The sequence below is a fragment of the Vibrio sp. L5-1 genome (assembly GCF_021728315.1).
Classification (GTDB): domain Bacteria; phylum Pseudomonadota; class Gammaproteobacteria; order Enterobacterales; family Vibrionaceae; genus Vibrio; species Vibrio splendidus_K.
This window is the reverse complement of record NZ_JAKKCQ010000011.1, coordinates 25,441-52,304: the sequence shown is the minus strand read 5'-3', so window position 1 is coordinate 52,304 and position 26,864 is coordinate 25,441. Positions and strand designations below refer to the sequence as shown.

Here is a 26,864-nt window from a genome sequence, read left to right as displayed (position 1 = left end):
AGCTGATAGATTGATAGATTGAGCTATTGGAGGCTCGGTCTTTAAGAGAGATGTTCTGTGATTTTATATAATCATAGTGAATATGTTATATATAAAGTGATATGCAACTGATATTTTGGATGAATGATTTGTTTTGAAATTGTTAATCAATTATCGGTTGAATAATATACTCACTTGGTTAGACTTTAACCGTGAAAGCAATAGCTTAACAAAGACTTATTTGCTTTTATTATCTCATTTCTTTTTGGATTTTTTAGTTAGTTTGGAGGCGCAAATGAAACATTTCGATTTTATACAGCATATTTGCGCGTCGTTTGATCCGTGTACTGACATGGTGACTGTTATGTCACAAGCATCAGCCATGGCCGATCGAAACACCCAAGATAAACCTAACTAATAGATCCGTACCCTTATTTGGCTGCGGAAAAATAGCAGCTAAGTGAGAAGCCCTCATACTATCTAACACGCTATTTTTCCTCAGTTTATTTTACAACTGGAGAGTTATTATGCGTCACTCAGTATACTTAAAACTAGCAACAGTCCTTATCCGTGCAGACCTTCGTCGTGAAGAACGTGAATGGCAACGAAAAGTTCGTCGTAGTTCATACGATCTACCATGGAACAATACTCATTTATTGAGAGATATTGGCCTTGAAGCCGATGGTCGACCAATTGGTTTTTCTGAACCTGAAGTCGTTACGATTGAACGTCGAGTTCGTCATCTTCGTCGAGTCTTAAGCGCGCGAATACCGACGTAATCTTGTGGGGTGATAGCGCCTTTCACCCCTTAAGATAAATATCAGTGATAGTTGTGGCGTCGAAAGTGCAAGCTTTTGAACTAAAACAGGCCAAAGAAGAGAAGCACTTGCTTCTCTTTTTTGCTTTTTTAAGCCGTTATGTGTGCTTTTTTAAGTCGTTATCTAGTAAAGAAAAAGAGTTCTACTACGCTTTATAGAGCAAGGGAGGCTGGCTATGCAAAAGCATCAATTAGACATGTGGTTACATGGAGAGCACAAAGACTCTTATCAAACACCGAAGGTATACGTTATTGGCTGTTCCGATATCTCGGAATATCTATTAGCTGTGGAATATAAACACAAGCTAGAACCGGTAAAGCAAGACGGTGAGCCGCTTCACTTTGGATCCTTGGATCAAGTGAAAGAAGAGTTGCTCCGGCTCGGTTTTGAAAAGGCGTATCTTCGCTTACACAACGCCTATGATGAGTTTGGTAATGAGCCAAGCCAAAGCTACTGTGATATTGAACTGGCGCTTAAACCTCATTAGAGAGCATTTGTAGCTAGAGATTGATTCTAGTTACTGGCGGTTTGTAACATACTGATAGTTTGGTCCATCTATGCTAGATAAAAGCTCTATGCGTAATGGGTTGTCAGCAATTTATGGGTGAATTGAGTCCGTAGATAGAAACCACGTGGCTTAGTCTTGATAGGTTTTCCACTTGCACCGTAAGCTTCTGTTAACACGCGACTGTTGGCCGCTTTTGGTCGCAAATGCAGTGCTTCACCATGTCTTGCTGTTATCTGTTCAACATTACCCAACACGATCAACTCCATCAACTCTTCCCAGTCTCTTTTCAGGAGTTCGTTTTCAGCTAGGCTTGGTGTCCAGAGTAATGGGGAGCCAACATGCCTTTCTGCCAGCGGGATCTCTCTTTCTCCCTCAACTGGGATCCACAACACTTTAGACAGCTTGTTTCGAACGTGACTGGTTTCCCAAGTTATGCCTTGCACGCCCATCAATGGAGCGACACAAACAAAGGTGGTTTCGAGTGGCTTTCCAGAGTAGCCAATCGGGATGCTTTTAAGCTCGATACCGAGTTTGGCAAAATCTTGTTCTGGTTTACTGCCAGCGGGCGCACCCAAGTGCCATTCCAATAGCTGTCCAACCCAGCCTTTATCACGCTTGAGGTCGTTTGGCATCACCATCTCAGCTTCATCGGCGAGCTCTTTAAAGGTCATTCCGGCGATAGCATACGCTCTGTCTAGCAGCTCTTGTTGTGTTTGTGGTTCTGGTTTCATAATAAAAGACATGATCAAAAAAATGATTTTACCAGAAGTTATCACTATATGACGACTGGTTAAGAAATGATCTCCTTGTTAGGGAAGGGATCAAACTCATGGTTATCCACAGGACATAAAGGTAATTAATTGAAATATTAATTTAGTGGATAAATAAACAGGGGTTTATGGTGGATTAAATGCTTGCCAAATGGGGTTCAAAATGAATCTTTCGCTTACTAGTGTGGATAAACATCGGAGTGGTTGATCTTTAACCATGTTCTGTTTTTGAAAGATCTTTTACTTTTCTAATGTTTTTAAAAATGAAATTCTAACTCTAATTAATTGATTTTTAATTAAATAAATTGTATTTACTCGACTTGGTGTTTTTGATGTTGATGAATCTATGGATTAAAAAAAACGATTGCGGGTAATTCTTCACATAGTTATTCACAGAAAAGGTGAATAAATGTGGTCTATGTCTCACTCTTGTGTGGGTAACTAGAATTTGAGCAAAACTTATCCATATTCTTAGTTAATATTCATAAATATAGCGCTTGTCACGTCACTAAGTTTGCTCCGATTGGGGATATGTGGAAAAATCAGAGTAATTAAAAATTTAGATAGAGGTTGGCCAGTGATAGATGGCGATGGTTACCGATTAAATGTTGGTATTGTAATCTGTAACAACCATGGTCAGGTCTTCTGGGCTAAACGATACGGGCAACATTCATGGCAATTCCCTCAAGGGGGAATAGATGAAGGTGAAACTCCGGAACAGGCAATGTACCGCGAGTTGTATGAAGAGGTTGGCCTTACTAAAAAGGATGTAAAGATCGTCGCGACAAGTCGTCATTGGTTACGCTATAAGCTGCCCAAACGACTGGTTCGGTGGGATTCTAAACCTGTCTGTATTGGACAAAAACAGAAGTGGTTCCTTTTACGCTTAGATTGCGATGAATCGCAGATCAATATGCAGCGTGGAAGTACACCTGAGTTTGATGGTTGGCGTTGGGTGAGTTACTGGTACCCAGTTCGACAAGTTGTTTCTTTCAAGCGAGATGTTTACCGTCGAGCGATGAAAGAATTCGCATCTTTAGCAATGCCGTTTAAAGAGCGAAAAACAAAAGGAAAACGCAAATTGCGTAGAGGTTAAGCATGCTCAGTCAACTAAGGGAAATAGTTGAACACGTATCAAGAGTTGAAGATGTGTCGACGGCTCTTGATATTTTGGTTAAAGAGACATGCAGTGCGATGCAGACGGAATGTTGCACCGTGTATTTGGCAAATAATGATATGCAGCGTCTTGAGTTGATGGCAACTCAAGGCCTGATCTTCAAAGGCAATAGCATTCACATTGGTTTTGACGAAGGTCTGGTTGGCCTTGTCAAAAGAAGTGCTGAACCTATCAACCTTGCACAAGCGTCTGCTCACCCTGCTTATAAGTTTTTTCCAGAGCTTGGAGAAAAGGTTTATCACTCTTTTCTCGGCACTCCGATTATCCATCGCAAGCAAGTGCTTGGCGTATTGGTCATTCAACAGAAGTCTCCTCGTTTATTCAGTGAGATGGAAGAATCCTTCCTTGTCACACTCTCAGCACAACTTGCGGTCATTGTGGCGCACGCTCAAACTCAAGGCCATTGGCTTTTAGAGCAACAGAAGCTACCAAAGATTAAAGGTATTGCAGCTTCATCGGGCGTTGCGATTGGTGATTTATGGTGGGATAACACTCAGCCTGAACTCACCGATGTTTATCCAGCATCGACGCTTAATGTTGAAAGAGAGCATGAAATGCTGGCAGTCGCCGTCGAAAATGCTCTCAATGACTTTAAGCGAATGCGAAAGCGCCTAGACAGTGAAATCAATAAAGACGCGTTGGCGATCTTTGACCTGTTTACTCACTTACTCAACGATCCAATGTTGCGTAAGGATCTTAAGAGCCAAATCCAGAAAGGCGATAAAGCCGATTGGGCATTAAGGCAGGTTGTTGAGAGTTACTCGAATCGCTTTGCTCGTATGTCAGACGTGTACCTTCGTGAGAGGGCACAAGACATCCGAGAGCTTGGTCAAAGATTGCTCTATTTCCTTCACAATTCTGAACATGAACTTCGCACGCTAGATAAGCCAATTATTTTGGTGGTTCGAGAGTTAACGGCTTCGGTATTGGCCTCTATTCCCAAAGAAAAACTTTTAGCTGTTATTTCTTTGGAAGGGGCGGCGAACTCACATGCCGCGATTTTATCTCGAGCTTTGGGTATTCCTTCTGTTATGGGGGTTAACCTAAATCTTGCGCAAGCTAATGGTAAGCAAGCGATTGTCGACGGGTATAGTGGCGAGATCTTTATTGAGCCGACTCAAAACCTGCTCAAAGAATATCAAGGGCTGATTTTAGAAGAGAGTGAGCTCTCTTCTATGGTCAATCGAGAACTATACTTACCGGCAAAAACGCAAGACAACCAGCAAGTCGAGATCCTGCTTAATGCGGGCTTGAGTGCCGACACCAATATCGCTATCAACCAAGGCGTTGATGGGGTGGGGCTGTATCGAACCGAAATTTCTTTCTTGTTGCAGCAGAGGTTTCCGTCAGAGGACGAACAGTTCAAGCAATACCGTTCTGTACTCGCGAGCTACCCTGAGAAGCAAGTGGTGATGCGTACACTCGATATCGGTGGCGATAAGGCCTTACCTTATTTTCCAATCGAAGAGGACAACCCATTCCTTGGCTGGCGTGGTATTCGTTTTACGCTCGATCATCCTGACATCTTTATTATTCAGTTACGTGCCATGCTACGTGCGAGCTGTGAAAGCCATAACTTGAGTATTTTGCTGCCGATGATCTCTGGTGCTCAGGAACTGGATGACGCGCTACAACTTATTGAACAAGCGTATGACGAAGTGCATGAGCTTGATAACCGAGTGCGTATGCCTCGCGTTGGTATCATGATTGAAGTGCCATCAATGCTTTACATACTGCCGCTGATTGCTGATAAGGTCGACTTTGTTTCAGTCGGTACCAACGACTTAACTCAATATTTATTAGCGGTTGATCGGAACAATTCACGAGTATCTGATGTCTATGAATCAATGCACCCAGCGGTGATCATGGCATTAAAACAAATTCATGATACTTGTAAGCAACATCAATTACCTGTGTGTATTTGTGGCGAGCTAGCCGGTGATCCTATGGGCGCGTTGTTACTGATTGGGTTGGGGTATGAGACGTTAAGTATGAATACCTCAAATGTCGCGAGGACTAAATATTTGATTCGCCAATCTAACTTGAGTGAATTACAGGATTTGGCAAATAGAGCGCTTTCAAAACCATATGGTAGTGACATATATAGTATGATGCTGAACTATTTCGAAGAGCGTGAATTTACAGGCTTCATTCGAGCAGGTAAAAAATAGGATTTAACGTGTCATATGAACTGATAGGCTTGTTAGCTGGCCTTGGTGCTATTGTTGGTGTTTTAGCGGGCTTGCTAGGCATTGGCGGTGGTTTGCTGGTAGTTCCTGCCTTACTGTTTTTGCTTCCTAAAGCGGGTATTCCTCAAGAGTTTGCGATGCAAATGGCATTGGCAACCTCGTTATCAACCATTATTGTTACCTCAGGGTCGTCTGCGATTAACCATTTAAAATTGGGTAATGTGGAGCTTTTTGTCGTTAAGTGGTTGATGCCTGGCGTGGTGATTGGTGGTTTCCTAGGTTCTTTTGTCGCCGACGTTATTCCTGCTCAATATCTGCCAAAAGTCTTTGGTGTGATTGTCTTGGTATTGGCGTTGCAGATGCTGTTGTCGATCCGCTCTAAGAGTCAAAAGTTGATGCCGGGTTCAGCTAAGACCATGTTATGTGGTGGCGGTATTGGTTTGGTTTCAAGCTTGGCTGGTATTGGTGGTGGTTCTTTATCGGTACCCTTCCTTAACCATCACGGTGTGGAAATGCGCAAAGCGGTTGGCTCATCCTCTGTATGTGGTTGTGTTATCGCGATTTCGGGAATGTTAGGCTTTATTTGGCATGGTTCTTCTGTCGATGATCTTCCGGCGTATAGCTTGGGTTATGTTTATCTACCGGCTTTGATCGCGATATCTTGTACCTCAGTTCTGACCACACGAGTTGGCGCTAAACTGGCCACTCAATTGCCAACCCCCGTGCTGAAGAAATTCTTTGCGGTATTTTTAATGTTTATAGCAGCCACTATGCTGCTGTAGTGTTTTTTCTGTTAGCTGTTGAGTTAACCGTTATTCAATTTTAGATAGAGAGCCAAGTATGTCTCAGGGTTTTATCGAATTCCCAAATATCGATCCTGTTCTTATTGAACTAGGACCAATCTCAGTTCGTTGGTACGGCCTAATGTACCTTGTCGGTTTTATGTTTGCTCTTTGGTTAGCAAATCGCCGAGCTGATCAACCCGGTAGTGGTTGGACTCGAGAGCAAGTATCAGACTTACTGTTTGCCGGCTTTCTAGGTGTGGTATTGGGTGGTCGTATTGGCTACGTACTTTTCTACAACTTTGGCCTTTTCATTGAAGATCCACTCTACCTATTTAAGGTATGGACTGGCGGTATGTCTTTCCACGGTGGTTTGATTGGTGTGATCACCGCGATGTTTTGGTATGCCAAAAAGAACGGTCGAACCTTCTTTGGTGTCGCTGACATGATTGCACCATTAGTGCCATTTGGTTTAGGTATGGGGCGTATGGGCAACTTCATGAACAGTGAGCTATGGGGGCGTGTGACTGATGTGCCATGGGCGATTGTATTCCCTAACGGTGGTCCACTTCCTCGTCACCCATCTCAGCTTTATGAAATGGCGCTTGAAGGTATTGTACTGTTCTTCATCTTGAACTGGTTCATTAAAAAGCCGCGTCCTCTTGGTTCTGTATCAGGGTTATTCCTAGCAGGATATGGTACATTCCGCTTCCTAGTTGAATACGTACGTGAACCTGATGCTCAGCTAGGTTTGTTCGGTGGATTTATCTCTATGGGACAAATTTTGTCACTGCCAATGGTTATCATCGGTGTGCTGATGATGGTTTGGGCATACAAGCGTGGTCACTACAAAGATGAATTACCACAACAAACGAAGTAAGGAATTGGTGTGAAACAGTATTTAGATCTCTGTCAGCGTATCGTTAATGACGGTACTTGGATTGAAAATGAACGCACAGGCAAGCGCTGCCTAACCGTAATCAATGCTGACCTTGAATATGATGTTGGTAATAACCAATTCCCACTGGTAACAACACGTAAAAGTTTCTGGAAAGCCGCAGTTGCTGAGCTGCTTGGCTATATCCGCGGTTACGACAATGCTGAAGATTTTCGCAAACTAGGGACTAAAACTTGGGATGCGAATTCTAACCTGAATGAAGCATGGCTGAATAACCCTTACCGCAAGGGTGAAGACGACATGGGCCGTGTTTATGGCGTTCAAGGACGTGCATGGGCAAAACCTGACGGCGGTCATATCGACCAACTGAAGAAGATTGTTGATGATCTAACAAACGGCATTGATGACCGCGGCGAGATCTTAAACTTCTATAACCCAGGTGAGTTCCACATGGGTTGTTTGCGTCCGTGTATGTATAGCCACCACTTCTCTCTGCTTGGTGACACTTTGTACCTAAACAGTACTCAGCGCTCTTGTGATGTTCCATTAGGCCTGAACTTCAACATGGTGCAAGTGTATGTGTTCCTAGCAATCATGGCACAAATCACTGGTAAGAAAGCCGGTGTGGCTTACCACAAGCTGGTTAATGCACATATCTACGAAGATCAACTCGCACCTATGCGTGATATCCAGTTGAAGCGTGAGCCTTTAGCTGGGCCAACATTCCATATCAATCCTGAGATTAAGTCTTTAGAAGATTTGGAAACGTGGGTGACGATGGATGACTTCTGGGTTGAAGGCTACGAATGCCACGAAGCGATTAAGTACCCATTCTCGGTTTAATCTAATCTGCTTTGATTGACTGATTGATCGAAAGGCTGCCTCTGCGCAGCCTTTTTTATTTCTGATGCTTGGCTTGCTTACCATTCGTAAAACCAATAATCTTGAGTGGTCTTTTCTAACCACAGAACTACTATGACTCGCTCGCATTGCTTTGTATTGCAACACGACTTTCCTATTGCTTTCTACCCTGATAAAAACCAGTTGGTGATTGATAGTGAAGAGATTCATTTAGAGCCACTACAAGCAAGGCTGCTCAGCTATTTCATCGAGAAGCGCGGGCAAGTGGTTAGTACGCAGCAGATAGCTGCTGATGTGTGGCAAAGAACTCAAGTGTCTGACAACTTGGTCAGACAGGTCATCAGTTTATTGCGCAGTCAGCTTCTGGATAAAGCACGTCCGTATCGCATCATTCAAACCATTCCTAAGCAAGGTTATCTGTTTGATATTGAGATAATTCAGCCTAGCGTTGAGACTACTCCTGCAGAAGATATACTCCCACCTGAAACTAAAGTTGTTGTTTCTAAGCCCAAAAATAAAACTATCGCCTTTATTACAACCGCTGTATTAGCGTTCGGTTTGATCGCAATTTTGGCATGGAAAAGCGATGTCCCAACCAATGACACTGTGGGTATTGCCGCTAATCAAAGTAATATGATTCCCGTTTATATCCATGATATTACGCTCGATTCTGCGGACGATTATGAGATGTCGGAAAGTGTATACAACTATCTTTTCTATGGATTGAATTCGGCTAAAAACTTATCAGGTTACCACTTCTCTCAGCTATCGAAACAGGGCAAGCAATCACTTGCCAATAATGGTGTCGAACTTAAAGGTTGGCTCAAGAAAAAGGGCGGTGACTATGTACTGAGCGTGCTGATACAAAACAACCGCCAGCCCAATCAAAGCCAGAAAGTGGAAAAGAGCTTTAGCCAAGACAACTTCTTTGATGCCATTGGGGATGTGATTCTTGAGATTAAAGCCATTATTGCCCCAATGAGTTCAGAATACGGCGTAGTCAGTCATCGAGTGACCGCTATTGATAACTACGATGATTGGAAGGTTATTTCAGAGGGGATATCGCTTTTCTACCAAGGCAAAGGTGGACAGCCATTTGCAGAGATCGCACTTCAGTTGGATACGATTCAACAGCAAGGAAGAGACAATTATCTGGTCAATGCCTTATTGTCGTATTCGGAATCTTTGGCTTATTTGCAAAGTCATGAGCAAGAAGATCGCGAACATGCACTGCAACTGGCAAAGCAAGCCTTTGAGATGAATCCGCGTTGTGATATTGCCAACCTTACCTTGGGTCTTGCACTGTTAATCAACCAACATGCTAATCAAGCTTTCCCTTACCTTTTTTATGCTGCCGAAAGTACACCGAGTCCAATCAGTTTTTATCTACTTAGTGTGGCTGACAAGCTGTCGGATAACCCCGAAGGTTCGCAATACAACTATCAGCGCTATACCGAAGTGAAAAAAGAGTATAATGGCCAACTGTTTGATCTTATTGAATCTTTATAAAAAACAAACCTTTCCTAAACCACATAATTCTCTTTGAAGTGAAGACGTTGAGTTACCGCTAATAGTAACGGCTCTTCCGCAAGGTTTTCTTGTGCCGACAGGCTTCTCAACATGTTTGATTATTGTTTGGACTCAGGCTCGATTGCCTTGCATCAAGCGTAAAAACATCGACTTCCACATACTGGTAACCAAATCATTAATTATTTGGGGTACACACATGTTGAAGAAGTTTGCTTTTCAGATCATTCCAATTCAGATCTTCTTATTCGTCTTTTGGTTCAAAAATGGCTTTATCGATAAAGTGATGGGCGTTGTGCTTGGCTTTATTACGCCAGATACCGCTTATTCAGGTGACACTTGGGCTGGCTGGAAAGGCTATATTGTAGGAACTTGGGATAAGAGCCAAATCGGTCATGCTCTACTGAGTCCAACATTCGATTTTATGTTCCCTATTTTGATTGCTTTGCAATGTGTGCCGTTTTTACTGGTTCTTCGTTCGGTACTTGCAGGTGAGTTCATGTCTGGCAAGGAGCGTCCGTGGTTGCTCTATGCTGCTTTCGCTTCTTTGTTTGTGACTGCTTGTATGGCTTTCACTCAAACCATCACTGGCGCAAGCGATGGGCAGTATTTATGGCAATTTATCGGCTTTGGCATGGTTGCCATTATGTATCTGCGTAATGAGCAAGGTAAGTAAGCGTTTTTTTAGATGCGAGATACGAAGATCAAAAGCCCCTGTCATTCCCTAGACTGACGAAGGAAGGAGTAGGGAATCTCTGAGTGTTGTGTGTTAGATAGATTCCCTATCACGCTCGTTCCTCGCTGTAGGGAATGACGGGATATATAGATGCGAGTAAAACGGGCTTTTCGTTACTCGTTCACTCGCATCCCGTATCTGCTTTTTTCTTCCCTCATCTGCTCTTAAAAAGAAAAAGCCCGCAACCTAGGAGGTTGCGGGCTTTGTTATAAGCGATGTGTCTTGTTAGCGGTTAAGCTATCTAATTATTTAGCGATTAAGCCGTCAGTGCTAACACGGTACCAGGCAGTACAAGGAATACCGCAATAAGGTAACCAGCCACTACAGATTTATTCTTCACAGCCATGTCAGAAATAATATCAGCGGCTTTTACTGGTAGTTCACGTAGGAACGGAATACCAAAGATGAATACCGTTGCCATGATGTTGAACACCAAGTGTACTAGAGCAATCTGTAGTGCGAATACTGCGAACTCACCAGATACTGCTGTCGCTGCTAATAGCGCAGTAATACACGTACCGATGTTTGCACCCAGAGTGAATGGGTAAACGTCACGTACTTTAAGAACCCCTGAACCTACTAGTGGAACCATCAAGCTTGTTGTCGTAGAAGAAGACTGAACAAGGATAGTAACGATAGAGCCAGAAGCGATACCGTGGATAGGACCACGACCGATTGCGTTCTTTAGAATCTCACGAGCACGACCCACCATCAGGCTCTTCATTAGCTTACCCATTACCGTGATAGCTACGAAGATAGTCGCGATACCTAGAACGATAAGCATGATACCGCCAACAGTGTCGCCAAATGTCGATAGTGGCTCTTTAATCGCACTGACTACTGGTTTAGTGATTGGCTTGATGAAGTTAAGACCACCCATGCTCATATCACCTGTTGCTAGCATCGGTGATACTAACCAGTGAGAAATCTTCTCTAGAATACCAAACGCCATCTCTAGTGGTAGGAAGATAGCAACAGCTAATAGGTTAAAGAAGTCGTGAATCGTCGCACTTGCGAATGCACGTTTGAACTCGTCTTTACAACGAACATGACCAAGGCTAACTAGCGTATTGGTTACTGTCGTACCAATGTTCGCACCCATGATCATAGGGATTGCTAGCTCAACAGGTAAACCACCTGCCACAAGGCCAACGATAATTGAAGTAACTGTACTTGATGATTGAATAAGTGCTGTTGCCACTAAACCAATCATTAAGCCTGCAACTGGGTGTGAAGCAAATTCGAAAAGAACCTTTGCTTGCTCGCCTGTTGCCCATTTGAAGCCTGTACCAACCATTGAAACTGAAAGTAATAGTAGGTAAAGCATGAATGCCAAGTTAGCCCAGCGTAGCCAACGAGTTGTGCTCGAGATAGGCGCTGCTGCAGTAGTAGCTTGGTTCATAATGTTTTCTCCATTGGACCGTTTAAGTCTGTGTTTGGTCTGTTTGTTTAATCTGAGCGTGATGTTAGAGAACAAATATTTCAGTAATATTACATTTTGGTTTAGGTGAGACTTTTTTGTGATGATTTGCCCTTTAAATATTTGGTCTTGAAATGATCTTATCTTAACTTGTTGTTTTTATTAGGTTTTATTTGTATTTTTGATAGGTGATATAGATCTTAAAAGTTAGAGGAAAATTAAAAATAATTGCTGAAATATTACATTATGAAATCAGACACTTCGAAAAAACAAGTGGTAATAACTAGTTTGGTTAGGTTTTTCCGAGTTTGTTGAGCGAAGGTGTCATATTTGATATAACAAGGGTATCTACTCTTTTATTACGGCACATCTATGTCGCACCTCAACTATAACCACCTTTATTACTTCTGGATGGTTTGCAAGCAAGGCTCTGTTACTAAAGCAGCAGAAGCTCTATTCCTAACACCACAAACGGTAACAGGTCAGATAAAAGCGTTAGAAGAGCGTATGGATGGCAAGTTGACCAAGCGCAATGGTCGCAGTGTTGAGCCTACAGAGCTTGGACAGCTAGTCTTTAAATATTCCGATCGTATGTTTGGCCTGAGCTACGAGATGTTGGATATCGTGAATTACAGCCAGCACTCCAATATTCTGTTTGATGTTGGTGTTGCAGATGCGCTGTCTAAAAGGCTTGTCAGCAAGATTCTGATGTCGACTATTCCCCCAGATAACAGTATTCATTTACGCTGCTTTGAATCGACCCATGAAATGCTACTTGAGCAACTGTCTCAACATAAGCTCGATATGATCTTGTCTGACTGTCCGGTGGATTCTAGTCAAAGTCCTGGCCTGTTTAGTAAGAAGTTGGGTGAGAGTGGAATGAGTTTTTTCAGTTCGGGTAAGGTTGAAGGTGTTAGCTTCCCGGCTGTATTAGAGCAAAGAAAGCTTTTGATCCCAGGAAGTCGAACCTCGATGGGACGTAAAGTGCTGCAATGGTTTGATAGACAAGGACTTAAACCCGATATTTTGGGTGAGTTTGATGACGCGGCATTGATGAAGGCCTTTGCTCGTTATCACGATGACGCTATCTTCTTAGCGCCTACGCTTTATATGTCTGAAGTTGAAGAGGATTCATCACTGCAGTTATTGGTTGGTATTGAAGAGTTAAAAGAGGAGTACTACGTCATATTTGCTGAGAGGATGATCCAACATCCAGCAGTAAAAAATGTATGTGACGCAGATTTTAGCAAATTGTTCGAGTGAGGCGGTTTGTTAATGAATTGATATCGATTATCATAACGCCACCATATGCCGGAAATACTAATAGCCGTAGTTGGTGTAAAGGTTGTAGGGAGCCAAACTATGAACTTAAAAGAGATGGAGAAGAACTCAGCGCAAGCTGTGATTCTACTCAAAGCCATGGCCAACGAGCGTCGCTTACAGATTTTGTGCCTATTACATGGTACTGAGCTGTCAGTTGGGGAGTTGTGTGGCAAGTTGGAACTGAGTCAGTCTGCTTTATCTCAACATCTTGCTTGGTTGAGAAGAGATGGTTTGGTCGAAACTCGCAAAGAAGCTCAAACTGTGTATTACACATTGAGCAGTGAAGAAGTAAAAGCGATGATTAACCTACTGCATGGTATTTACTGCAAGTAGCTTATTGCTGGTAGGAGGGGGATTTCTTATCAGTGATAGAATGACACAAGGAAGTGTCAGTATTTCATGTCGAATGTTAGTGCCTATCTATTTACCTACCTACCTACCTATTTATCTATTTTCTTGTCTGTTTATTTTCTAGTTGTCTGTTTTTTTATATGCTTAGTTGTCTATCGGTCAGCGATATATCTTGTAGTCAGCGATAGGCCTTTAGTAAACGATAGGCCTTTTAGTCAGCAAATGCGTGTCAGTTAGCCAAATGCCTTTTAGTAAGCTGGTATCTGTCGGCAAACCACGTACTTTTAAGTAAGCTAAGTAAGCTAAGTAAGCTAAGTAAGCTAAGTAAGCTAAGTAAGCTAAGTAATGTTCAGTAAGAAAAATCGCTGTGTTACTCAAAATTTAGATATAAAAAAACCGGCCGAGGCCGGTTTTTTTCGTTTTGCGTTGTAATCAAATTTCTATTAAAGAGCTTTGATTGCAGCAGCGAAACGAGACTTATGACGTGCAGCTTTATTCTTATGAATAAGGCCTTTAGTCGCCATGCGGTCTAGAAGAGGTGTAACTTCTACAAGAGCAGCAGTTGCAGCTTCTTTATTGCCAGCTTCAATAGCTGCAATAGTTTTTTTCATGTAAGTGCGCATCATAGAACGACGGCTAGCATTGTGCTGGCGACGTTTCTCAGCTTGGATAGCGCGCTTCTTAGCAGATTTACTGTTTGCCAAGGTCTAACTCCCAAAAACTTAGTTCGGTGACAATTTAAGGGCGAGGACTATCCCTCATAGGCGCTTAATTGTCAAATGATTTGTGCAAAAACCAATCTCAGCCAAAACAAATTTTGGTATGGAAAGGTCATCGCGGTTAAGATGGCGGGGATTCTAACAGCATTTTTAGACCAATGCTAATAATTATGCTTCTAAGGACAGGATAGTATTTATCCTTGCTTGAAAGTAATCAACCAGTGTCAGAGGTTTCTGTGAGTAAACGACTATTAAAGTCAGGCCTGATTGTCAGTGCAATGACTTTTGTTTCCCGTGTGTTGGGGCTAGTACGTGATGTAGTAGTAGCAAATTTGATGGGAGCAGGAGCGAGTGCCGACGTATTTTTCTTCGCTAATAAAATTCCTAATTTCTTACGTCGACTTTTTGCAGAAGGTGCGTTTTCTCAAGCGTTTGTTCCTGTATTAACAGAATATCACGCCGCAGGTGATAAAGATAAGACACGAGATTTAATTGCTAAAGTGTCGGGTACGCTCGGGGTTTTAGTGTCTATAGTGACCGTTATCGGAGTCTTGGGCTCGGGTGTGATCACTGCGATGTTTGGTGCAGGTTGGTTTATCGACTGGTTGAATGACGGCCCAGCAGCCCCTAAATTTGAGCTGGCGAGCTTTATGCTCAAGATTACCTTTCCTTATTTATGGTTTATTACCTTTGTTGCTTTATCTGGTGCCATTCTTAACACATTAGGTAAGTTTGCCGTCTCCTCTTTTACACCTGTTTTCTTGAACGTAATGATCATTGCTTGTGCTTGGTTTCTTGCTCCTAATTTAGAACAGCCTGAAATTGGCTTGGCAATCGGTGTGTTTCTTGGTGGTTTAGTCCAATTTCTTTTCCAAATGCCTTTCTTGATAAAAGCGGGTGTTCTGGTTAAGCCGAAGTGGGGCTGGAGAGATCCGGGTGTTGTAAAGATCCGCACGCTAATGATCCCAGCTCTGTTCGGTGTATCGGTCAGCCAAATTAACTTATTGTTTGATACCTTTATTGCTAGCTTCCTAGCGACCGGTTCGATCAGTTGGTTGTATTATTCAGACCGACTGCTTGAATTCCCACTAGGTCTATTCGGTATTGCGATTGCGACTGTCATTCTTCCTGCTTTGTCTCGTAAACACGTTGAAGCTCAAGGTGAAGGGTTTGCGCACACAATGGACTGGGGTGTGCGTATGGTGTTGCTGCTTGGCATTCCTGCGATGTTAGGCCTAATAGTGTTAGCTAAGCCGATGCTGATGGTGCTCTTCATGCGTGGTGAGTTTTCGCCACATGATGTACAGCAAGCATCAATGTCATTGGTTGCTTACGCATCGGGTTTGCTTAACTTCATGCTGATTAAAGTGTTAGCTCCGGGCTATTACTCTCGCCAAGATACTAAAACCCCTGTGAAGTACGGTATTATCGCCATGGTCACCAACATGGTGTTCAACGCGATCTTTGCTTACTTCTATGGTTATGTTGGTTTGGCGATTGCGACGGCCTTGTCTGCCTTTGTGAATATGGCCTTGCTATATCGGGGTTTGCATCTTGCGGGTGTCTATCAATTATCTAAGACAACCTTGTTGTTCAGTGCCAAATTGATTATCTCTGGCGTAGTCATGGTCGCGGCGATTTTATGGCAGTTGGATAATATGCAACATTGGCTTGAATGGAGCTTTAGCCAGAGAGCGCTGACATTAACAGGCTTGATTGGACTTGGTGGCTTTGTTTATATTGTTTCGGTACTGATTTTAGGTATCCGAGTAAAACATTTAAAAGCAGCGACAGATTAATACTGATTAGTATATAATCCGTCGGTTTCACACAATAAATGATGCAAATAACAGGTTTTAGCTGATCATAATGGAACTGATCCGAGGTATACACAATATTAAAGCGCAGCATCATGGCTGTGTATTAACCATAGGTAACTTCGATGGTGTTCATTTAGGACATCAAGAGGTTCTGAGTCAGGTTTCTAAACAAGCTGCAGCATTAGGGCTCCCTTCTGTTGTCATGACGTTTGAACCACAGCCTATGGAGCTGTTTGCCCGAGGTAAAGCGCCAGCACGTTTAACTCGCTTACGAGATAAATATGTGCAATTGAGTAAGCTAGATATCAGTCGGTTGTTGTGTGTGAATTTCAATCAGTATTTTGCAAGCTTATCCGCAGAAGCATTCATTAAGGATCTTTTGGTTGATAAGCTTGGTGTGAAATTCTTGGTGGTTGGTGACGATTTTTGCTTTGGCAAAGGTCGAACAGGTAATTTCGCGATGCTTAAAGAAGCGGGCGAAAAATATGGTTTTGAGGTGGTAAGCACCCAAAGCTATTGCTTAAATCAATTACGAGTAAGCAGCACTGAGATACGGAATGCACTAGCGGTCGATGATTTGGCTGCAAGTGCTACCATGTTAGGGCGTGATTACAGTATTAGTGGTCGTGTGTCTCATGGTCGAAAACTAGGGAGAACTATCGGTTTCCCTACCGCTAACATTCCATTAAAACGTTGTGTTTCTCCTGTATCGGGAGTGTATGTTGTTGAAGCATTGGATATCGACGGTGTTCCTGTCGGTGGCGTTGCTAATATTGGACAACGACCAACGGTTAATGGTGTAAGGCAGCAATTAGAAGTGCACTTTTTTGACTTTAAAGCCAATTTATATGGTAAACAGTTAGAAGTACGACTTTTGCACAAACTGCGCGACGAGATAAAATTTGAATCGTTCGACGCACTAAAGAATCAAATAGAATTGGATGCTGAAGCCGCAAGGGTGTGGCTGCTTCAGCTAAAGAATTAGTCGGATGATTCCACCGATTAACATAATGTCTAACTTCGCCCAATATAACGGAATTAAGAATCGATGAGTGATTATAAAGATACCCTGAACTTACCAGAAACAGGGTTCCCAATGCGCGGCAATCTGGCAAATCGTGAACCAGAAATGCTGAAGCGTTGGTACAAAGAAGATCTTTACGGCGAAATCCGTAAGGCAAAGAAAGGTAAAAAATCTTTCGTGCTGCATGATGGCCCTCCATACGCGAACGGCGACATTCACATTGGCCACGCGCTGAATAAGATTCTTAAAGACATTATTATCAAATCTAAGACCCTTTCTGGTTTTGATGCACCGTACATCCCAGGTTGGGACTGTCACGGTCTTCCAATCGAGTTAATGGTTGAGAAGAAGAAAGGTAAGCCTGGTCAGAAGATTTCAGCTGCTGAATTCCGCGAAGAGTGTCGTAAGTACGCTGCGGGCCAAGTTGAAGGTCAGAAAGAGAGCTTCAAACGTCTTGGTATCATGGGCGAGTGGGATAAACCTTACCGCACTATGGATTTCGGCACTGAAGCGAACATCATTCGTTCTCTAGGCAAAATCGCAGACAAAGGTCACCTTCTTAAAGGTTTCAAACCAGTTCACTGGTGTACTGACTGTGGTTCTGCTTTGGCTGAAGCTGAAGTTGAATATAAAGATAAAGTTTCTCCATCTATCGATGTGAAATTTACAGCAGCTGACGAAGCGGCGCTTCTAGAGAAATTTACTCTAGCTGAAGGTCACGCGGGTCAGGGCGAAATCTCTATCGTTATCTGGACGACAACGCCATGGACTCTGCCGGCTAACCGCGCAGTATGTCTACGTGATGATCTTGAGTACGTACTTATCCAAGTTGAAGCGAATGGCGAACAGCCAGCTCAACGTATCGTTGTTGCTTCTGAACTAGCAAAAGACGTAATGGATCGTACAGGTATCGAGCACTTCCATAACCTTGGTTTTGCGACTGGTGCTGATCTTGAGCTTTCTCAGTTCAATCACCCGTTCTACGACTTTACTGTTCCTGCTGTTCTTGGCGACCACGTTACAACGGATTCAGGTACTGGTGTGGTTCACACTGCGCCTGGTCATGGTCAAGAGGATTTCGTGGTTGGTAAGAAGTACGACCTAGAAATCGCTAACCCAGTAGGCTCAAACGGCGTTTACCTGCCAGATACTGAGCTATTTGCTGGTCAGCATGTATTTAAAGCGAACGATTCTGTTTTAGAAGTTCTAAAAGAGAAAGGTGCACTACTGCATCACCACGCTTACGAGCACAGCTACCCACACTGTTGGAGACATAAAACTCCAATCATCTTCCGTGCAACACCGCAGTGGTTCATCTCTATGGATCAAGCTGGCCTACGTGCAAAAGCACTTGAGTCAACGAAGAGTGTTGAATGGATGCCAGAATGGGGTCAAAGCCGTATCGAAGGTATGATCGAAGGTCGCCCTGAGTGGTGTATCTCTCGTCAACGTACTTGGGGTGTGCCAATTGCTCTGTTCGTTCATAAAGAAACATCAGAACTTCACCCAGATAGCCCGGCTCTTATTGAAAAAGTAGCGAAGCTTGTGGAAGAAAAAGGCATTCAAGCTTGGTGGGATGTAGATGCTGCTGAACTGATGGGTGCTGAAGACGCTGACAAGTACGAGAAAGTACTTGATACGCTAGACGTATGGTTTGACTCAGGTGTAACGCACTTCTCTGTTGTAGATTCACGTGAAGAGTACAACTTCCCGAATGAAGAAAGAACGCACAGTGCTGATCTTTACCTTGAAGGCTCTGACCAACACCGTGGCTGGTTCCAGTCATCTTTGATTTCATCTATCGCGATGAAAGACGAAGCACCATACAAGCAAGTGCTAACGCACGGTTTCGTGGTTGATGGTAACGGCCGTAAGATGTCTAAATCTATCGGTAACGTTGTTGCTCCTAAAGATGTAACCAACAAGCTAGGCGCAGATATCCTACGTCTATGGGTTGCTTCTACGGATTACACTAACGAAGTTGCGGTTTCTGACGAGATCCTTAAGCGTTCAGCTGATGCATACCGTCGTATTCGTAACACGGCTCGTTTCTTCCTAGCGAACTTGAACGGTTTCAACCCTGAAACTGACCTAGTACCTGCTGAAGAAATGGTAGCACTTGATCGCTGGGCTGTTGGCCGTGCTCAAGCTGCACAAGAAGAGATTGTTAAAGCATACGGTGAGTACAACACTCACGGTGTGACTCAACGTCTAATGCAGTTCTGTTCTATCGAAATGGGTTCTTTCTACCTAGACGTAATTAAAGACCGTCAGTACACAGCGAAACAGGGCAGCCATGCTCAACGTAGCTGTCAAACGGCGCTTTACTACATTGTAGAAGCTCTAGTTCGTTGGATGGCGCCTATCATGTCGTTCACTGCAGATGAAATCTGGAACGAGATGCCTGGCGAACGCGACACGTTTGTATTCACTGGCGAGTGGTTCGAAGGCCTATTTGGTCTTGCTGATGACGAAGAGCTAAGCAACGAATTCTGGACTGAAATCCAGTCAGTTCGTGGCGCAGTGAACAAGCTTCTTGAAGATGCTCGTAAAGAGAAAACGATCGGTGGTGCATTGCAGGCTGAAGTGACTCTATACGCTGACGATGCACTAGCGGCTAAAATCAACAAGCTAGAAGATGAGCTACGTTTCGTACTTATCACTTCTGCTGCTGTTGTTAAGCCACTTAGCGATAAGTCTGATACAGCTCAAGCGACAGACGTTGCAGGCCTATACGTTGAAGTTGCAGCAACTGAAGCTGAGAAGTGTGACCGTTGCTGGCACCACACTCCAGATGTAGGCACAATCGAAGGTCACGAGAAAATTTGTGGTCGTTGTGTGTCGAACATCGACGGTGAAGGCGAAGTGCGTAAATACGCATAACGACTCAGAGAAAGACTGAACTTTTTGTAAAAATCATAGCCCCAGTATCAACTGGGGTTATTTTTAATTATAGGAAATGTGTTTAACCGAGTTGAGTGCTCATCATCCCTTAAACAGGATGATTAAATGGGTACTGGCTTCGTAAATACTAGGAATAGAAATGAGTGAAGTTTCGTTAAAACAATCTGGTGTGCGTTGGTTATGGCTGGCTCTGTTGGTCTTCCTTGCAGATATTGGCATCAAACTATTCGTTATGGACAATATGGGTTATGGCTGGGCAAACCGTATTGAGGTGTTGCCATTCTTTAACTTTTTGTATGTCCATAATTATGGTGCAGCATTTAGCTTTCTGAGCGATCAGAGTGGCTGGCAGCGTTGGTTATTTACTGGTATCGCCTTTGCGGTAACTGGCATGCTGACATACTGGATGAGTAAACTACCTGCAGCAGAGAAGTGGAATAACATTGCTTATGCGATCATCATTGGTGGCGCGGTAGGTAACGTATTTGACCGAGTAGTACACGGCTTTGTTGTCGATTACTTAGATTTCTACTGGGGTACTTACCATTGGCCTGCATTCAACTTGGCTGATATGGGGATCTGTATCGGTGCTGCGATGATTATCTTAGATGGCTTTCGCAAGAAAGATGAAAGTAAATAGGCGACTCAAGCATTAATGAGTATTAAGTAAATCGCTTTTAAATAGATTGCCCTAAAGTCAGTCTATGACTCACAGAATAGAATAGCCCTAAGCGCTGTCGGTTGATTCCGACGGCGCTTTTTTTTATGCTTCAGTCAACAAGGAAGCAAAGCACAGCGCATCCTCAAATAATAAAGAAATCTAAGGAAAGTAACGTGGCAGCAATTAAAAATGATTCAGCAGTAACTCTACATTTTACGATTAAAATGAAGGATGGTTCAGTTGCCGATAGCACCGAAAATATGGGCAAGCCCGCTAAGTTCGTTATGGGTGATGGTAGCCTAAGCGAAAACTTCGAAGCGTGTTTGCTTGGGCTTGAAGCTGGGACGGAAAAGTCTATCGAACTGAAAGCACAAGATGCGTTTGGTATGCCTAACCCAGACCATATCCACCACATGGATAAAGCGAAGTTTGCTGGTGGTACTGATGTTGAAGTCGGTACTATCATGGCTTTCTCAGGTCCTGACGGTATGGAGATCCCGGGTATTATCACTGATATTGCAGGTGATTCAGTGACCGTTGATTTTAATCACCCACTAGCAGGCCAAGACGTTACGTTTGACGTCAACATCTTAGCGGTGGATTAACTATTTTAGCGGTGGACTAACTATCTTAGCGTTAGAATCGCTATCTTGACGGTTGAATAACATCACCTTACAGCTGTGATGTAACCCAGAGCTTCACTGTCTAGGCGCTTCACTGTAGAATGCGAGCCTCGCTGACAGCGAACTCTATAGAAGCAACCTTAGTACCGCGGTAAATGATGAGCAATGAAATGAAAATAATGTTAGCTAACCCTCGTGGCTTTTGTGCCGGTGTCGATCGTGCGATCAGTATTGTTGAGCGTGCACTCGAAATGTACCAGCCACCGATCTATGTTCGTCATGAAGTGGTACACAACCGCTTTGTTGTTGAAGGGCTAAAGCAACGTGGTGCTATTTTTGTCGAAGAGTTAAGTGAAGTGCCAGACGATAACATCGTGATCTTCTCTGCTCACGGTGTTTCTCAAGCCGTTCGTAAAGAAGCGAAAGAGCGCGAACTCACCGTATTTGATGCAACGTGTCCTTTGGTAACCAAAGTCCATATGGAAGTTGCTCGTGCGAGCCGCAAGCATATGGAAGTGGTTCTGATTGGTCACGCGGGTCACCCAGAAGTGGAAGGCACCATGGGTCAGTACGCTAGCCAAACAGGTGGAATGTACTTGGTTGAGAAACCAGAGGACGTACAGAACCTAGTGGTGAATGATCCAAGTAACCTGCATTACGTTAGCCAAACCACGTTGTCAGTTGATGAAACTGCAGACGTGATTGAAGAGCTGCGTCGAGTGTTCCCTGAGATCCAAGGCCCACGTAAAGACGACATCTGCTACGCGACTCAAAACCGTCAGGACGCAATTCGTGAGATGGCCGGTGATGTTGATGTGGTGATAGTTGTTGGTTCTAAGAACTCATCGAACTCAACTCGTTTAAAAGAGCTAGCTGAGAAGCTCGGTACGCCAGGTTATCTAACAGACTGCCCTGAAGACATTCAAACTGAATGGGTTGAAGGAAAAAAGAAAATCGGTGTAACAGCCGGTGCTTCTGCTCCTGAAGAGTTGGTAAACCAAATCTTAGATCGTATTCGTGAGCTGGGTGCTACCGAGGTTGAGGAGATTCAAGGTCGTGAAGAGAACATGTTCTTCGAAGTACCGAAAGAGCTGCAGATTAAGCAAGTCGACTAATCACTATTGATGTGTGACAAGATCGATTCGCAAACACTATTGATTTGTAAACAGCAGGAAGCCAACGTTGATGCGTTGGCTTTTTTGATCGCGCTTTAGAACAAGGCGTCGAATTTCTAACGGGTTACTGGAGACCGAGCTGCTCTTTTAAGGCTTTTAGATAGCGACGACTGACAGGCACTTCAAAACCGGTCAGCGTGATGATCTCCGCTAACCCATTCTCTAACAGTTTGATCTCTTGGATCGATTTTATGTTGATCAAGTATTGTCGATGACAGCGGATTAAGTCGGTTTTTTCTTCCAAGATCTTTAGGGTTAACTGCGATGTTGCTGTTTGTGATGAGCTACGAACATGAACACCACTGATATCGGAATAAGCACACTCGACCGTTTGGCTTGCCATGATTACAATACGGTTATGGCCGATGCACGGGATTTGCTCTAAGTGACAGGGAGCAATCGCAGAGATATCTTGTTCCGGTGTTTTCTGGTTTTGTTTTATGACCTTGTTAAGACGACAAACGCTCTTGTTTAATCGACAGGGTTCAACTGGCTTAAGTAGGTAGTCAAAAGCATTATCCTCGAACGCTTGGATCGCATATTGGTCGTAGGCGGTCACGAATACCACGTAAGGCATCGTGTCTGGATCAAGCATGCTTAACAGTTCAATCCCGGTAACCTGCGGCATTTGGATATCCAAATACACCACGTCAGGCTTAAGCAGATTGATCTGTTTAAGTCCTTCGATCGCGTTACTTGCTTGGCCGATGATTTCCACTTCTCCTGTTTCGGTCAGTAGTTCAATCAGTTCTTCGCGAGCAAAAAGCTCATCATCGACAACTAATGCCTTTAACATCCTACAATCTTCATCTTGGTTCTATCCCTGCTTGATTCACGCTTATCTTTTAAATGTCTGCTTCTAAATGTTTCAACTCGGAGCGATTCGTCTCCGAAAATACCTTTATTTTAGTATAGGTATGATAAAGCTCATTCGAGTGAATTGCTGTGGTTGAGATTCTATTTTTAGTGCTGAATCTTGTCCAAAGAAATTAGTGAGTCGTTTATCAACAATTTCCATCCCTAAACCGACATGGTCTTGAGAAGGCTTTTGATAGTTGCCTGCATTGTCTTCCACGATCAGCTTAAATCCACCCTCGAAGGCTTCGCTATAGATCTTCACTTGGCCGCCTTCCAGCATGTTAGAAATCCCATGTTTGATGGCGTTTTCAACCAGTGGCTGCAGGGTAAAGCTTGGCAGTTGCGACTCGTACAGTTGTGGGTCGATATCCCATTCCACTTCTAATCGATCGGTAAAGCGTGCTTTCTCTATGGTTAGATACGCATTCACGTGTGCCAGTTCATCTTTGAGTTTTACAGTGTTGATGTTCTGCTTCAGGTTACTTCTAAAGAAGTGAGACAGATGCTGAATTAGCTCCCGAGCTTTATCTGGGTCGCGACGTGTCACTGCGCTGATGGTGTTAAGCGCATTGAACAAGAAATGTGGGTTCACTTGAGCGTGCAGCAGTTTTATTTCTGCTTGGGTAAGTAGCGTTTGCTGTTGTTGATAATTACTAAACAGGATCTGGCTCGACAGCAGCTGAGCGATACCTTCACCCATCGACATATTGATGGTCGAGAATAGTTTCAACTTTGGTTCATACAGTTTGATGGTTCCGATGACTTCGTTTCCTGCTCTTAACGGGATAATTAGCGCGGAGCCTAACTTACAATCCTGCGAAAGGGAGCATTGGTATGGATTCTCTTTGCCATCAAGGTAGATGATGTCGTTCTGTTCCATCGAAGTGAGCGTGCTCTGCGATGAAATAGGGGTGTTCGGAATATGGTGTTCATCACCAATGCCGATGAACGCTAGGATTTTTTCTCGGTCGGTGATTGCCACCGCACCAACGTTGGTCTCTTCGTAAATGATACGCACGATTTTTTGCGCATTATCCGAATTGAATCCACCATGCAAAATACCCACTGAACGCTCGGCGATGGTTAATGCGCGGCGTGAGAAAGTTGCCGAATACTTCTCGAAGATGGTTTTCCGATCTTGGATGATGCTCATGAACAGCGCCGCACCGACCGAGTTAGCAATGATCATTGGCGCGGCAATATCAGAAACCAGAGCGTAGGACTGCTCGAATGGTTTCGCGACCGCTAACAGAATTAGCATTTGAATAATCTCTGCAAACAAGGTAACAGAGAAAACCACCAATGGATTAAACAGCTGGCTCGCTTTGTTCTTTCTGACGAGATAAACGTGCAATAGGCCGCCAATCAAGCCTTCAGCTGTGGTGGAAATAGCACAAGCCAAGTCTGTGAATCCGCCTAATGAGTAACGGTGAATACCGCCAGTAAAGCCGACGGCAAAGCCAACGACAGGGCCGCCAAATAGACCACCCATGACCGCACCCATCGCGCGCGTATTGGCTATCGCGTCATTAATCTGCAGTCCAAAATAGGTGCCCATAATACAGAACAGAGAAAACAGAACATAACAGCTGACTTTATGACTTAAGCGTGAAGAGATGCTCAACAAAGGGAGAATCAGTGGAGTTTTACTTAGCATGTAAGCAATTACTAAGTAAACACAGGTTTGTTGCAGCAGAGAGAGAATGAGTTCCATATTTTCACCTATTGAGACGCTGGTTAAGTGTAAAGCTCATTGCGTGGTAACGGTAGCTTTGCTTGTGTTTTCGTTGGTTATATCGAGTGACGATTGCTTGTCAGGTGGAGATACCAATATTGATGTACTAATGCTGAGATACAGTAAAGCCCATCACAGAGGACGGGCTTTAGTCTTAATTTCCACGAATCACTGGGTGATTACGGGAGCAAGCGAAGTGTGTTTGGCTTGTTCTTTCGTCTCTCTATGAAGACGTGTCTCTTGTTCTCAAGAGTCTGAAAGAACTAGGCGGTTTTGGTGACGCCTTTTGCTTCTTTTTCTTCTTCATCAGCAAGGTCGATATCGCCTTTGCCTTTTGAAATTTTGATAACGTAAGCCGCAATTCCGAATGCACTCACTACGCCGATGATGGTTGAAAGCTGCATTGGTAGACCGAAGCCCAGTTGGCTGTTGTTCAGGATGAATGTGATACATACAGATGTCATGAACACAGCTGGAACCGTTGTTACCCAGTGCAGTTTATTGTGACGAAGTAGGTAAGCTGAAGCTGTCCATAGCATCATGACTGCTGTTGATTGGTTAGCAAAACCGAAGTAGCGCCAGATGATGCCGAAGTCTACTTGAGTCAGGATGCCACCGATAACGAACAGTGGTAGAGCCATCAGTAGGCGGTTACGCAGTGTCTTCTGTTCCATGTTGAAGTATTCAGCAAGGATAAGACGGCTTGAACGGAACGCTGTATCACCAGAAGTGATAGGTAGGATAACCACGCCAAGGAAAGCAAGGATACCGCCAAATACACCCAGTAGGCCAAATGAAGCGCTGTATACCACGTTACCAGGGCCGCCGTTTGCAATCGCGTCAGACAAAGACTCAACTGAACCGAAGAATGACAGAGCAAGCGCACACCAGATTAGAGCGATGATGCCTTCACCAATCATTGCACCGTAGAATACGAAGCGACCATTTTTCTCGTTTTCCATGCAACGCGCCATTAGTGGAGACTGAGTTGCGTGGAAGCCAGAGATAGCACCACAAGCGATGGTGATGAATAGAGCTGGCCAAAGCGGTAGATCGTTAGGGTTCATGTTAGTGAACATGTCTTTCATCTCGAAGCCACCCATGATTTGGTGCTCGTCAGATAGACCAATCGCAGTGATTAGGCCAACAGACATAAAGATAAGCAGTGCACCGAACAGTGGGTAGAAGCGACCAATGATTTTATCGACAGGGACAATCGTTGCGATGATGTAGTAAGCAAAGATGATGACAACCATGGTGCTCGTAGACATTACGAAATCAGTTTGGTCGTTCACTAGGTTAGTGATCATGCCTGCTGGAGCAGAAACGAATACCACACCAACAAGAAGCAGTAGAACAATGGCAAAGATGTTCATAAAGTGTTTTGCGCCATTGCCTAGGTAACGTCCAGTGATGGTTGGAACCGAAGCACCGCCATTACGGATAGATAACATACCTGAGAAGTAGTCGTGTACTGCACCTGCGAAGATACAACCTAGTACAATCCAAAGCATTGCTGCTGGGCCGTAAAGGGCACCCATGATAGGGCCGAAGATTGGACCTACACCTGCAATGTTAAGCAGTTGAACTAGGTAAACCTTTGGCGTCGACATTGGAACGAAGTCCACGCCGTCTTGCTTAGTATGAGCTGGTGTTTGACGCTGTTCATTGATACCGAAGATCTTCTCGATAAAGGCACCGTAAATAAAGTAGCCACCAATGAGTGCTGCAACACAGGTAAGAAACCACATCATAATTTGTTATCCCTGAATGTATTAATTAAGTCAGGGTGTATATTAAAGGAGTGTATGAGAAGAAACTTCCGCTATGAGAGTGAGTGGTCGAATAGCTAATTAAGTGGTGTTATAACTGATTGAGCGGTTTGTTCTCTTGCTTAAGAGGACAACAATAGACAATGAGTGGACATCAGTACGTGTTCAGCGGAGAATCGCCACAATGGCAGCGCTTCGTCAGGAAGTGGTGAAGTAACAATATAAAGGATTGAA

General features: G+C 43.8%; 23 protein-coding genes. 17 read left to right on the top strand and 6 right to left on the bottom strand.

All coding sequences use genetic code 11. The features are described 5' to 3' along the window. Nucleotides 1-506 precede the first annotated feature (506 nt). Nucleotides 507-758 (top strand): hypothetical protein, encoded by a 252-nt coding sequence (locus tag L3V35_RS23240; protein WP_004735015.1) that lies wholly within the window; start codon nucleotides 507-509, stop codon nucleotides 756-758. A 214-nt stretch (nucleotides 759-972) separates the two neighbouring features. After that, nucleotides 973-1,284 (top strand): DUF6482 family protein, encoded by a 312-nt coding sequence (locus L3V35_RS23235; RefSeq protein ID WP_004735016.1) that lies wholly within the window; start codon nucleotides 973-975, stop codon nucleotides 1,282-1,284. A gap of 86 nt (nucleotides 1,285-1,370) precedes the next feature. Here L3V35_RS23235 and mutH read toward each other — a convergent pair whose 3' ends face one another. Further along, entirely contained in the window at nucleotides 1,371-2,036 is a 666-nt protein-coding gene (gene mutH / locus L3V35_RS23230) for a DNA mismatch repair endonuclease MutH (protein WP_086027492.1), read from the bottom strand. A gap of 616 nt (nucleotides 2,037-2,652) precedes the next feature. On the opposite strand from mutH, the gene rppH reads away from it, so the two are divergent. The 7 genes from rppH to L3V35_RS23195 all read left to right on the top strand — a co-directional run bounded on the left by rppH (nucleotide 2,653) and on the right by L3V35_RS23195 (nucleotide 10,185). After that, on the top strand, nucleotides 2,653-3,171 hold the full coding sequence (gene rppH / locus L3V35_RS23225; RefSeq protein ID WP_004735018.1) for an RNA pyrophosphohydrolase: 519 nt from the start codon (nucleotides 2,653-2,655) through the stop codon (nucleotides 3,169-3,171). Between the two features lie 2 nt (nucleotides 3,172-3,173). Then, complete coding sequence (gene ptsP / locus L3V35_RS23220) at nucleotides 3,174-5,423, top strand: phosphoenolpyruvate--protein phosphotransferase (RefSeq protein WP_004735019.1); 2,250 nt, start codon at nucleotides 3,174-3,176, stop codon at nucleotides 5,421-5,423. A gap of 8 nt (nucleotides 5,424-5,431) precedes the next feature. Continuing rightward, the gene (locus tag L3V35_RS23215; RefSeq protein WP_054548383.1) at nucleotides 5,432-6,223 is read left to right on the top strand and encodes a sulfite exporter TauE/SafE family protein; all 792 of its coding nucleotides are present in this window, start codon (nucleotides 5,432-5,434) and stop codon (nucleotides 6,221-6,223) included. A gap of 58 nt (nucleotides 6,224-6,281) precedes the next feature. After that, the gene (lgt, locus tag L3V35_RS23210; RefSeq protein WP_054548382.1) at nucleotides 6,282-7,103 is read left to right on the top strand and encodes a prolipoprotein diacylglyceryl transferase; all 822 of its coding nucleotides are present in this window, start codon (nucleotides 6,282-6,284) and stop codon (nucleotides 7,101-7,103) included. 9 nt (nucleotides 7,104-7,112) lie between these two features. Beyond that, the gene (locus L3V35_RS23205) at nucleotides 7,113-7,964 is read left to right on the top strand and encodes a thymidylate synthase (protein WP_009848438.1); all 852 of its coding nucleotides are present in this window, start codon (nucleotides 7,113-7,115) and stop codon (nucleotides 7,962-7,964) included. Nucleotides 7,965-8,096: 132 nt separating this feature from the next. Next, a complete protein-coding gene (locus tag L3V35_RS23200; protein WP_146457892.1) occupies nucleotides 8,097-9,491 on the top strand; it encodes a winged helix-turn-helix domain-containing protein in 1,395 nt (464 codons plus the stop codon). 217 nt (nucleotides 9,492-9,708) lie between these two features. Beyond that, a complete protein-coding gene (locus L3V35_RS23195; RefSeq protein ID WP_237300711.1) occupies nucleotides 9,709-10,185 on the top strand; it encodes a hypothetical protein in 477 nt (158 codons plus the stop codon). A 316-nt stretch (nucleotides 10,186-10,501) separates the two neighbouring features. Here L3V35_RS23195 and L3V35_RS23190 read toward each other — a convergent pair whose 3' ends face one another. Further along, nucleotides 10,502-11,647, bottom strand: a complete 1,146-nt coding sequence (locus tag L3V35_RS23190; RefSeq protein WP_004735026.1) for a Na/Pi symporter — start codon at nucleotides 11,645-11,647, stop codon at nucleotides 10,502-10,504. Between the two features lie 390 nt (nucleotides 11,648-12,037). Here L3V35_RS23190 and nhaR point away from each other — a divergent pair, with 390 nt between their 5' ends. Then, complete coding sequence (gene nhaR / locus L3V35_RS23185; RefSeq protein ID WP_004735027.1) at nucleotides 12,038-12,928, top strand: transcriptional activator NhaR; 891 nt, start codon at nucleotides 12,038-12,040, stop codon at nucleotides 12,926-12,928. Between the two features lie 99 nt (nucleotides 12,929-13,027). Further along, a complete protein-coding gene (locus L3V35_RS23180) occupies nucleotides 13,028-13,321 on the top strand; it encodes a metalloregulator ArsR/SmtB family transcription factor (RefSeq protein ID WP_004735028.1) in 294 nt (97 codons plus the stop codon). A 461-nt stretch (nucleotides 13,322-13,782) separates the two neighbouring features. On the opposite strand, the gene rpsT is transcribed toward L3V35_RS23180, so the two are convergent. Continuing rightward, entirely contained in the window at nucleotides 13,783-14,043 is a 261-nt protein-coding gene (gene rpsT, locus L3V35_RS23175) for a 30S ribosomal protein S20 (protein WP_012603273.1), read from the bottom strand. Nucleotides 14,044-14,294: 251 nt separating this feature from the next. Between rpsT and murJ the strand changes: the two genes are divergently transcribed. The 6 genes from murJ (at nucleotide 14,295) to ispH (ending at nucleotide 22,205) form a co-directional block, all read left to right on the top strand. Then, nucleotides 14,295-15,857: a murein biosynthesis integral membrane protein MurJ gene (gene murJ / locus L3V35_RS23170; protein WP_065207270.1), complete on the top strand. Its 1,563-nt coding sequence runs from the start codon at nucleotides 14,295-14,297 to the stop codon at nucleotides 15,855-15,857. Between the two features lie 70 nt (nucleotides 15,858-15,927). Next, a complete protein-coding gene (ribF, locus tag L3V35_RS23165) occupies nucleotides 15,928-16,863 on the top strand; it encodes a bifunctional riboflavin kinase/FAD synthetase (RefSeq protein ID WP_017077722.1) in 936 nt (311 codons plus the stop codon). A gap of 63 nt (nucleotides 16,864-16,926) precedes the next feature. Next, nucleotides 16,927-19,785 carry an isoleucine--tRNA ligase gene (gene ileS / locus L3V35_RS23160; protein WP_004735055.1) on the top strand — a complete coding sequence of 953 codons (2,859 nt, stop codon included), beginning with the start codon at nucleotides 16,927-16,929 and terminating at the stop codon, nucleotides 19,783-19,785. A gap of 160 nt (nucleotides 19,786-19,945) precedes the next feature. Further along, nucleotides 19,946-20,446: a signal peptidase II gene (gene lspA / locus L3V35_RS23155; protein ID WP_004735054.1), complete on the top strand. Its 501-nt coding sequence runs from the start codon at nucleotides 19,946-19,948 to the stop codon at nucleotides 20,444-20,446. 194 nt (nucleotides 20,447-20,640) lie between these two features. Continuing rightward, on the top strand, nucleotides 20,641-21,072 hold the full coding sequence (gene fkpB, locus L3V35_RS23150) for an FKBP-type peptidyl-prolyl cis-trans isomerase (RefSeq protein WP_146457888.1): 432 nt from the start codon (nucleotides 20,641-20,643) through the stop codon (nucleotides 21,070-21,072). Between the two features lie 176 nt (nucleotides 21,073-21,248). After that, a complete protein-coding gene (gene ispH, locus L3V35_RS23145) occupies nucleotides 21,249-22,205 on the top strand; it encodes a 4-hydroxy-3-methylbut-2-enyl diphosphate reductase (protein WP_029222310.1) in 957 nt (318 codons plus the stop codon). 124 nt (nucleotides 22,206-22,329) lie between these two features. Here the strand turns inward: ispH and btsR are convergent, their stop codons facing one another. The 3 genes from btsR to L3V35_RS23130 form a co-directional block, all read right to left on the bottom strand. Then, nucleotides 22,330-23,061: a two-component system response regulator BtsR gene (gene btsR / locus L3V35_RS23140; RefSeq protein ID WP_237300710.1), complete on the bottom strand. Its 732-nt coding sequence runs from the start codon at nucleotides 23,059-23,061 to the stop codon at nucleotides 22,330-22,332. Nucleotides 23,062-23,166: 105 nt separating this feature from the next. Further along, nucleotides 23,167-24,837: a sensor histidine kinase gene (locus tag L3V35_RS23135; RefSeq protein WP_114632993.1), complete on the bottom strand. Its 1,671-nt coding sequence runs from the start codon at nucleotides 24,835-24,837 to the stop codon at nucleotides 23,167-23,169. Between the two features lie 284 nt (nucleotides 24,838-25,121). After that, the gene (locus L3V35_RS23130; protein WP_237300709.1) at nucleotides 25,122-26,612 is read right to left on the bottom strand and encodes a carbon starvation protein A; all 1,491 of its coding nucleotides are present in this window, start codon (nucleotides 26,610-26,612) and stop codon (nucleotides 25,122-25,124) included. Between the last annotated feature and the right edge of the window lie 252 nt (nucleotides 26,613-26,864).

What these genes read in the sequence shown, in the direction of transcription:
- L3V35_RS23240 (WP_004735015.1), top strand. Translation starts at nt 507, where the DNA reads ATGCGTCACTCAGTATACTTAAAACTAGCAACAGTCCTTATCCGTGCA.
- ileS (WP_004735055.1), top strand. Translation starts at nt 16,927, where the DNA reads ATGAGTGATTATAAAGATACCCTGAACTTACCAGAAACAGGGTTCCCA.
- L3V35_RS23195 (WP_237300711.1), top strand. Translation starts at nt 9,709, where the DNA reads ATGTTGAAGAAGTTTGCTTTTCAGATCATTCCAATTCAGATCTTCTTA.
- ptsP (WP_004735019.1), top strand. Translation starts at nt 3,174, where the DNA reads ATGCTCAGTCAACTAAGGGAAATAGTTGAACACGTATCAAGAGTTGAA.
- btsR (WP_237300710.1), bottom strand. Translation starts at nt 23,061, where the DNA reads ATGTTAAAGGCATTAGTTGTCGATGATGAGCTTTTTGCTCGCGAAGAA.
- L3V35_RS23190 (WP_004735026.1), bottom strand. Translation starts at nt 11,647, where the DNA reads ATGAACCAAGCTACTACTGCAGCAGCGCCTATCTCGAGCACAACTCGT.
- mutH (WP_086027492.1), bottom strand. Translation starts at nt 2,036, where the DNA reads ATGAAACCAGAACCACAAACACAACAAGAGCTGCTAGACAGAGCGTAT.
- L3V35_RS23130 (WP_237300709.1), bottom strand. Translation starts at nt 26,612, where the DNA reads ATGATGTGGTTTCTTACCTGTGTTGCAGCACTCATTGGTGGCTACTTT.
- lgt (WP_054548382.1), top strand. Translation starts at nt 6,282, where the DNA reads ATGTCTCAGGGTTTTATCGAATTCCCAAATATCGATCCTGTTCTTATT.
- L3V35_RS23135 (WP_114632993.1), bottom strand. Translation starts at nt 24,837, where the DNA reads ATGGAACTCATTCTCTCTCTGCTGCAACAAACCTGTGTTTACTTAGTA.
- L3V35_RS23200 (WP_146457892.1), top strand. Translation starts at nt 8,097, where the DNA reads ATGACTCGCTCGCATTGCTTTGTATTGCAACACGACTTTCCTATTGCT.
- ribF (WP_017077722.1), top strand. Translation starts at nt 15,928, where the DNA reads ATGGAACTGATCCGAGGTATACACAATATTAAAGCGCAGCATCATGGC.
- L3V35_RS23235 (WP_004735016.1), top strand. Translation starts at nt 973, where the DNA reads ATGCAAAAGCATCAATTAGACATGTGGTTACATGGAGAGCACAAAGAC.
- L3V35_RS23180 (WP_004735028.1), top strand. Translation starts at nt 13,028, where the DNA reads ATGAACTTAAAAGAGATGGAGAAGAACTCAGCGCAAGCTGTGATTCTA.
- ispH (WP_029222310.1), top strand. Translation starts at nt 21,249, where the DNA reads ATGAGCAATGAAATGAAAATAATGTTAGCTAACCCTCGTGGCTTTTGT.
- nhaR (WP_004735027.1), top strand. Translation starts at nt 12,038, where the DNA reads ATGTCGCACCTCAACTATAACCACCTTTATTACTTCTGGATGGTTTGC.
- lspA (WP_004735054.1), top strand. Translation starts at nt 19,946, where the DNA reads ATGAGTGAAGTTTCGTTAAAACAATCTGGTGTGCGTTGGTTATGGCTG.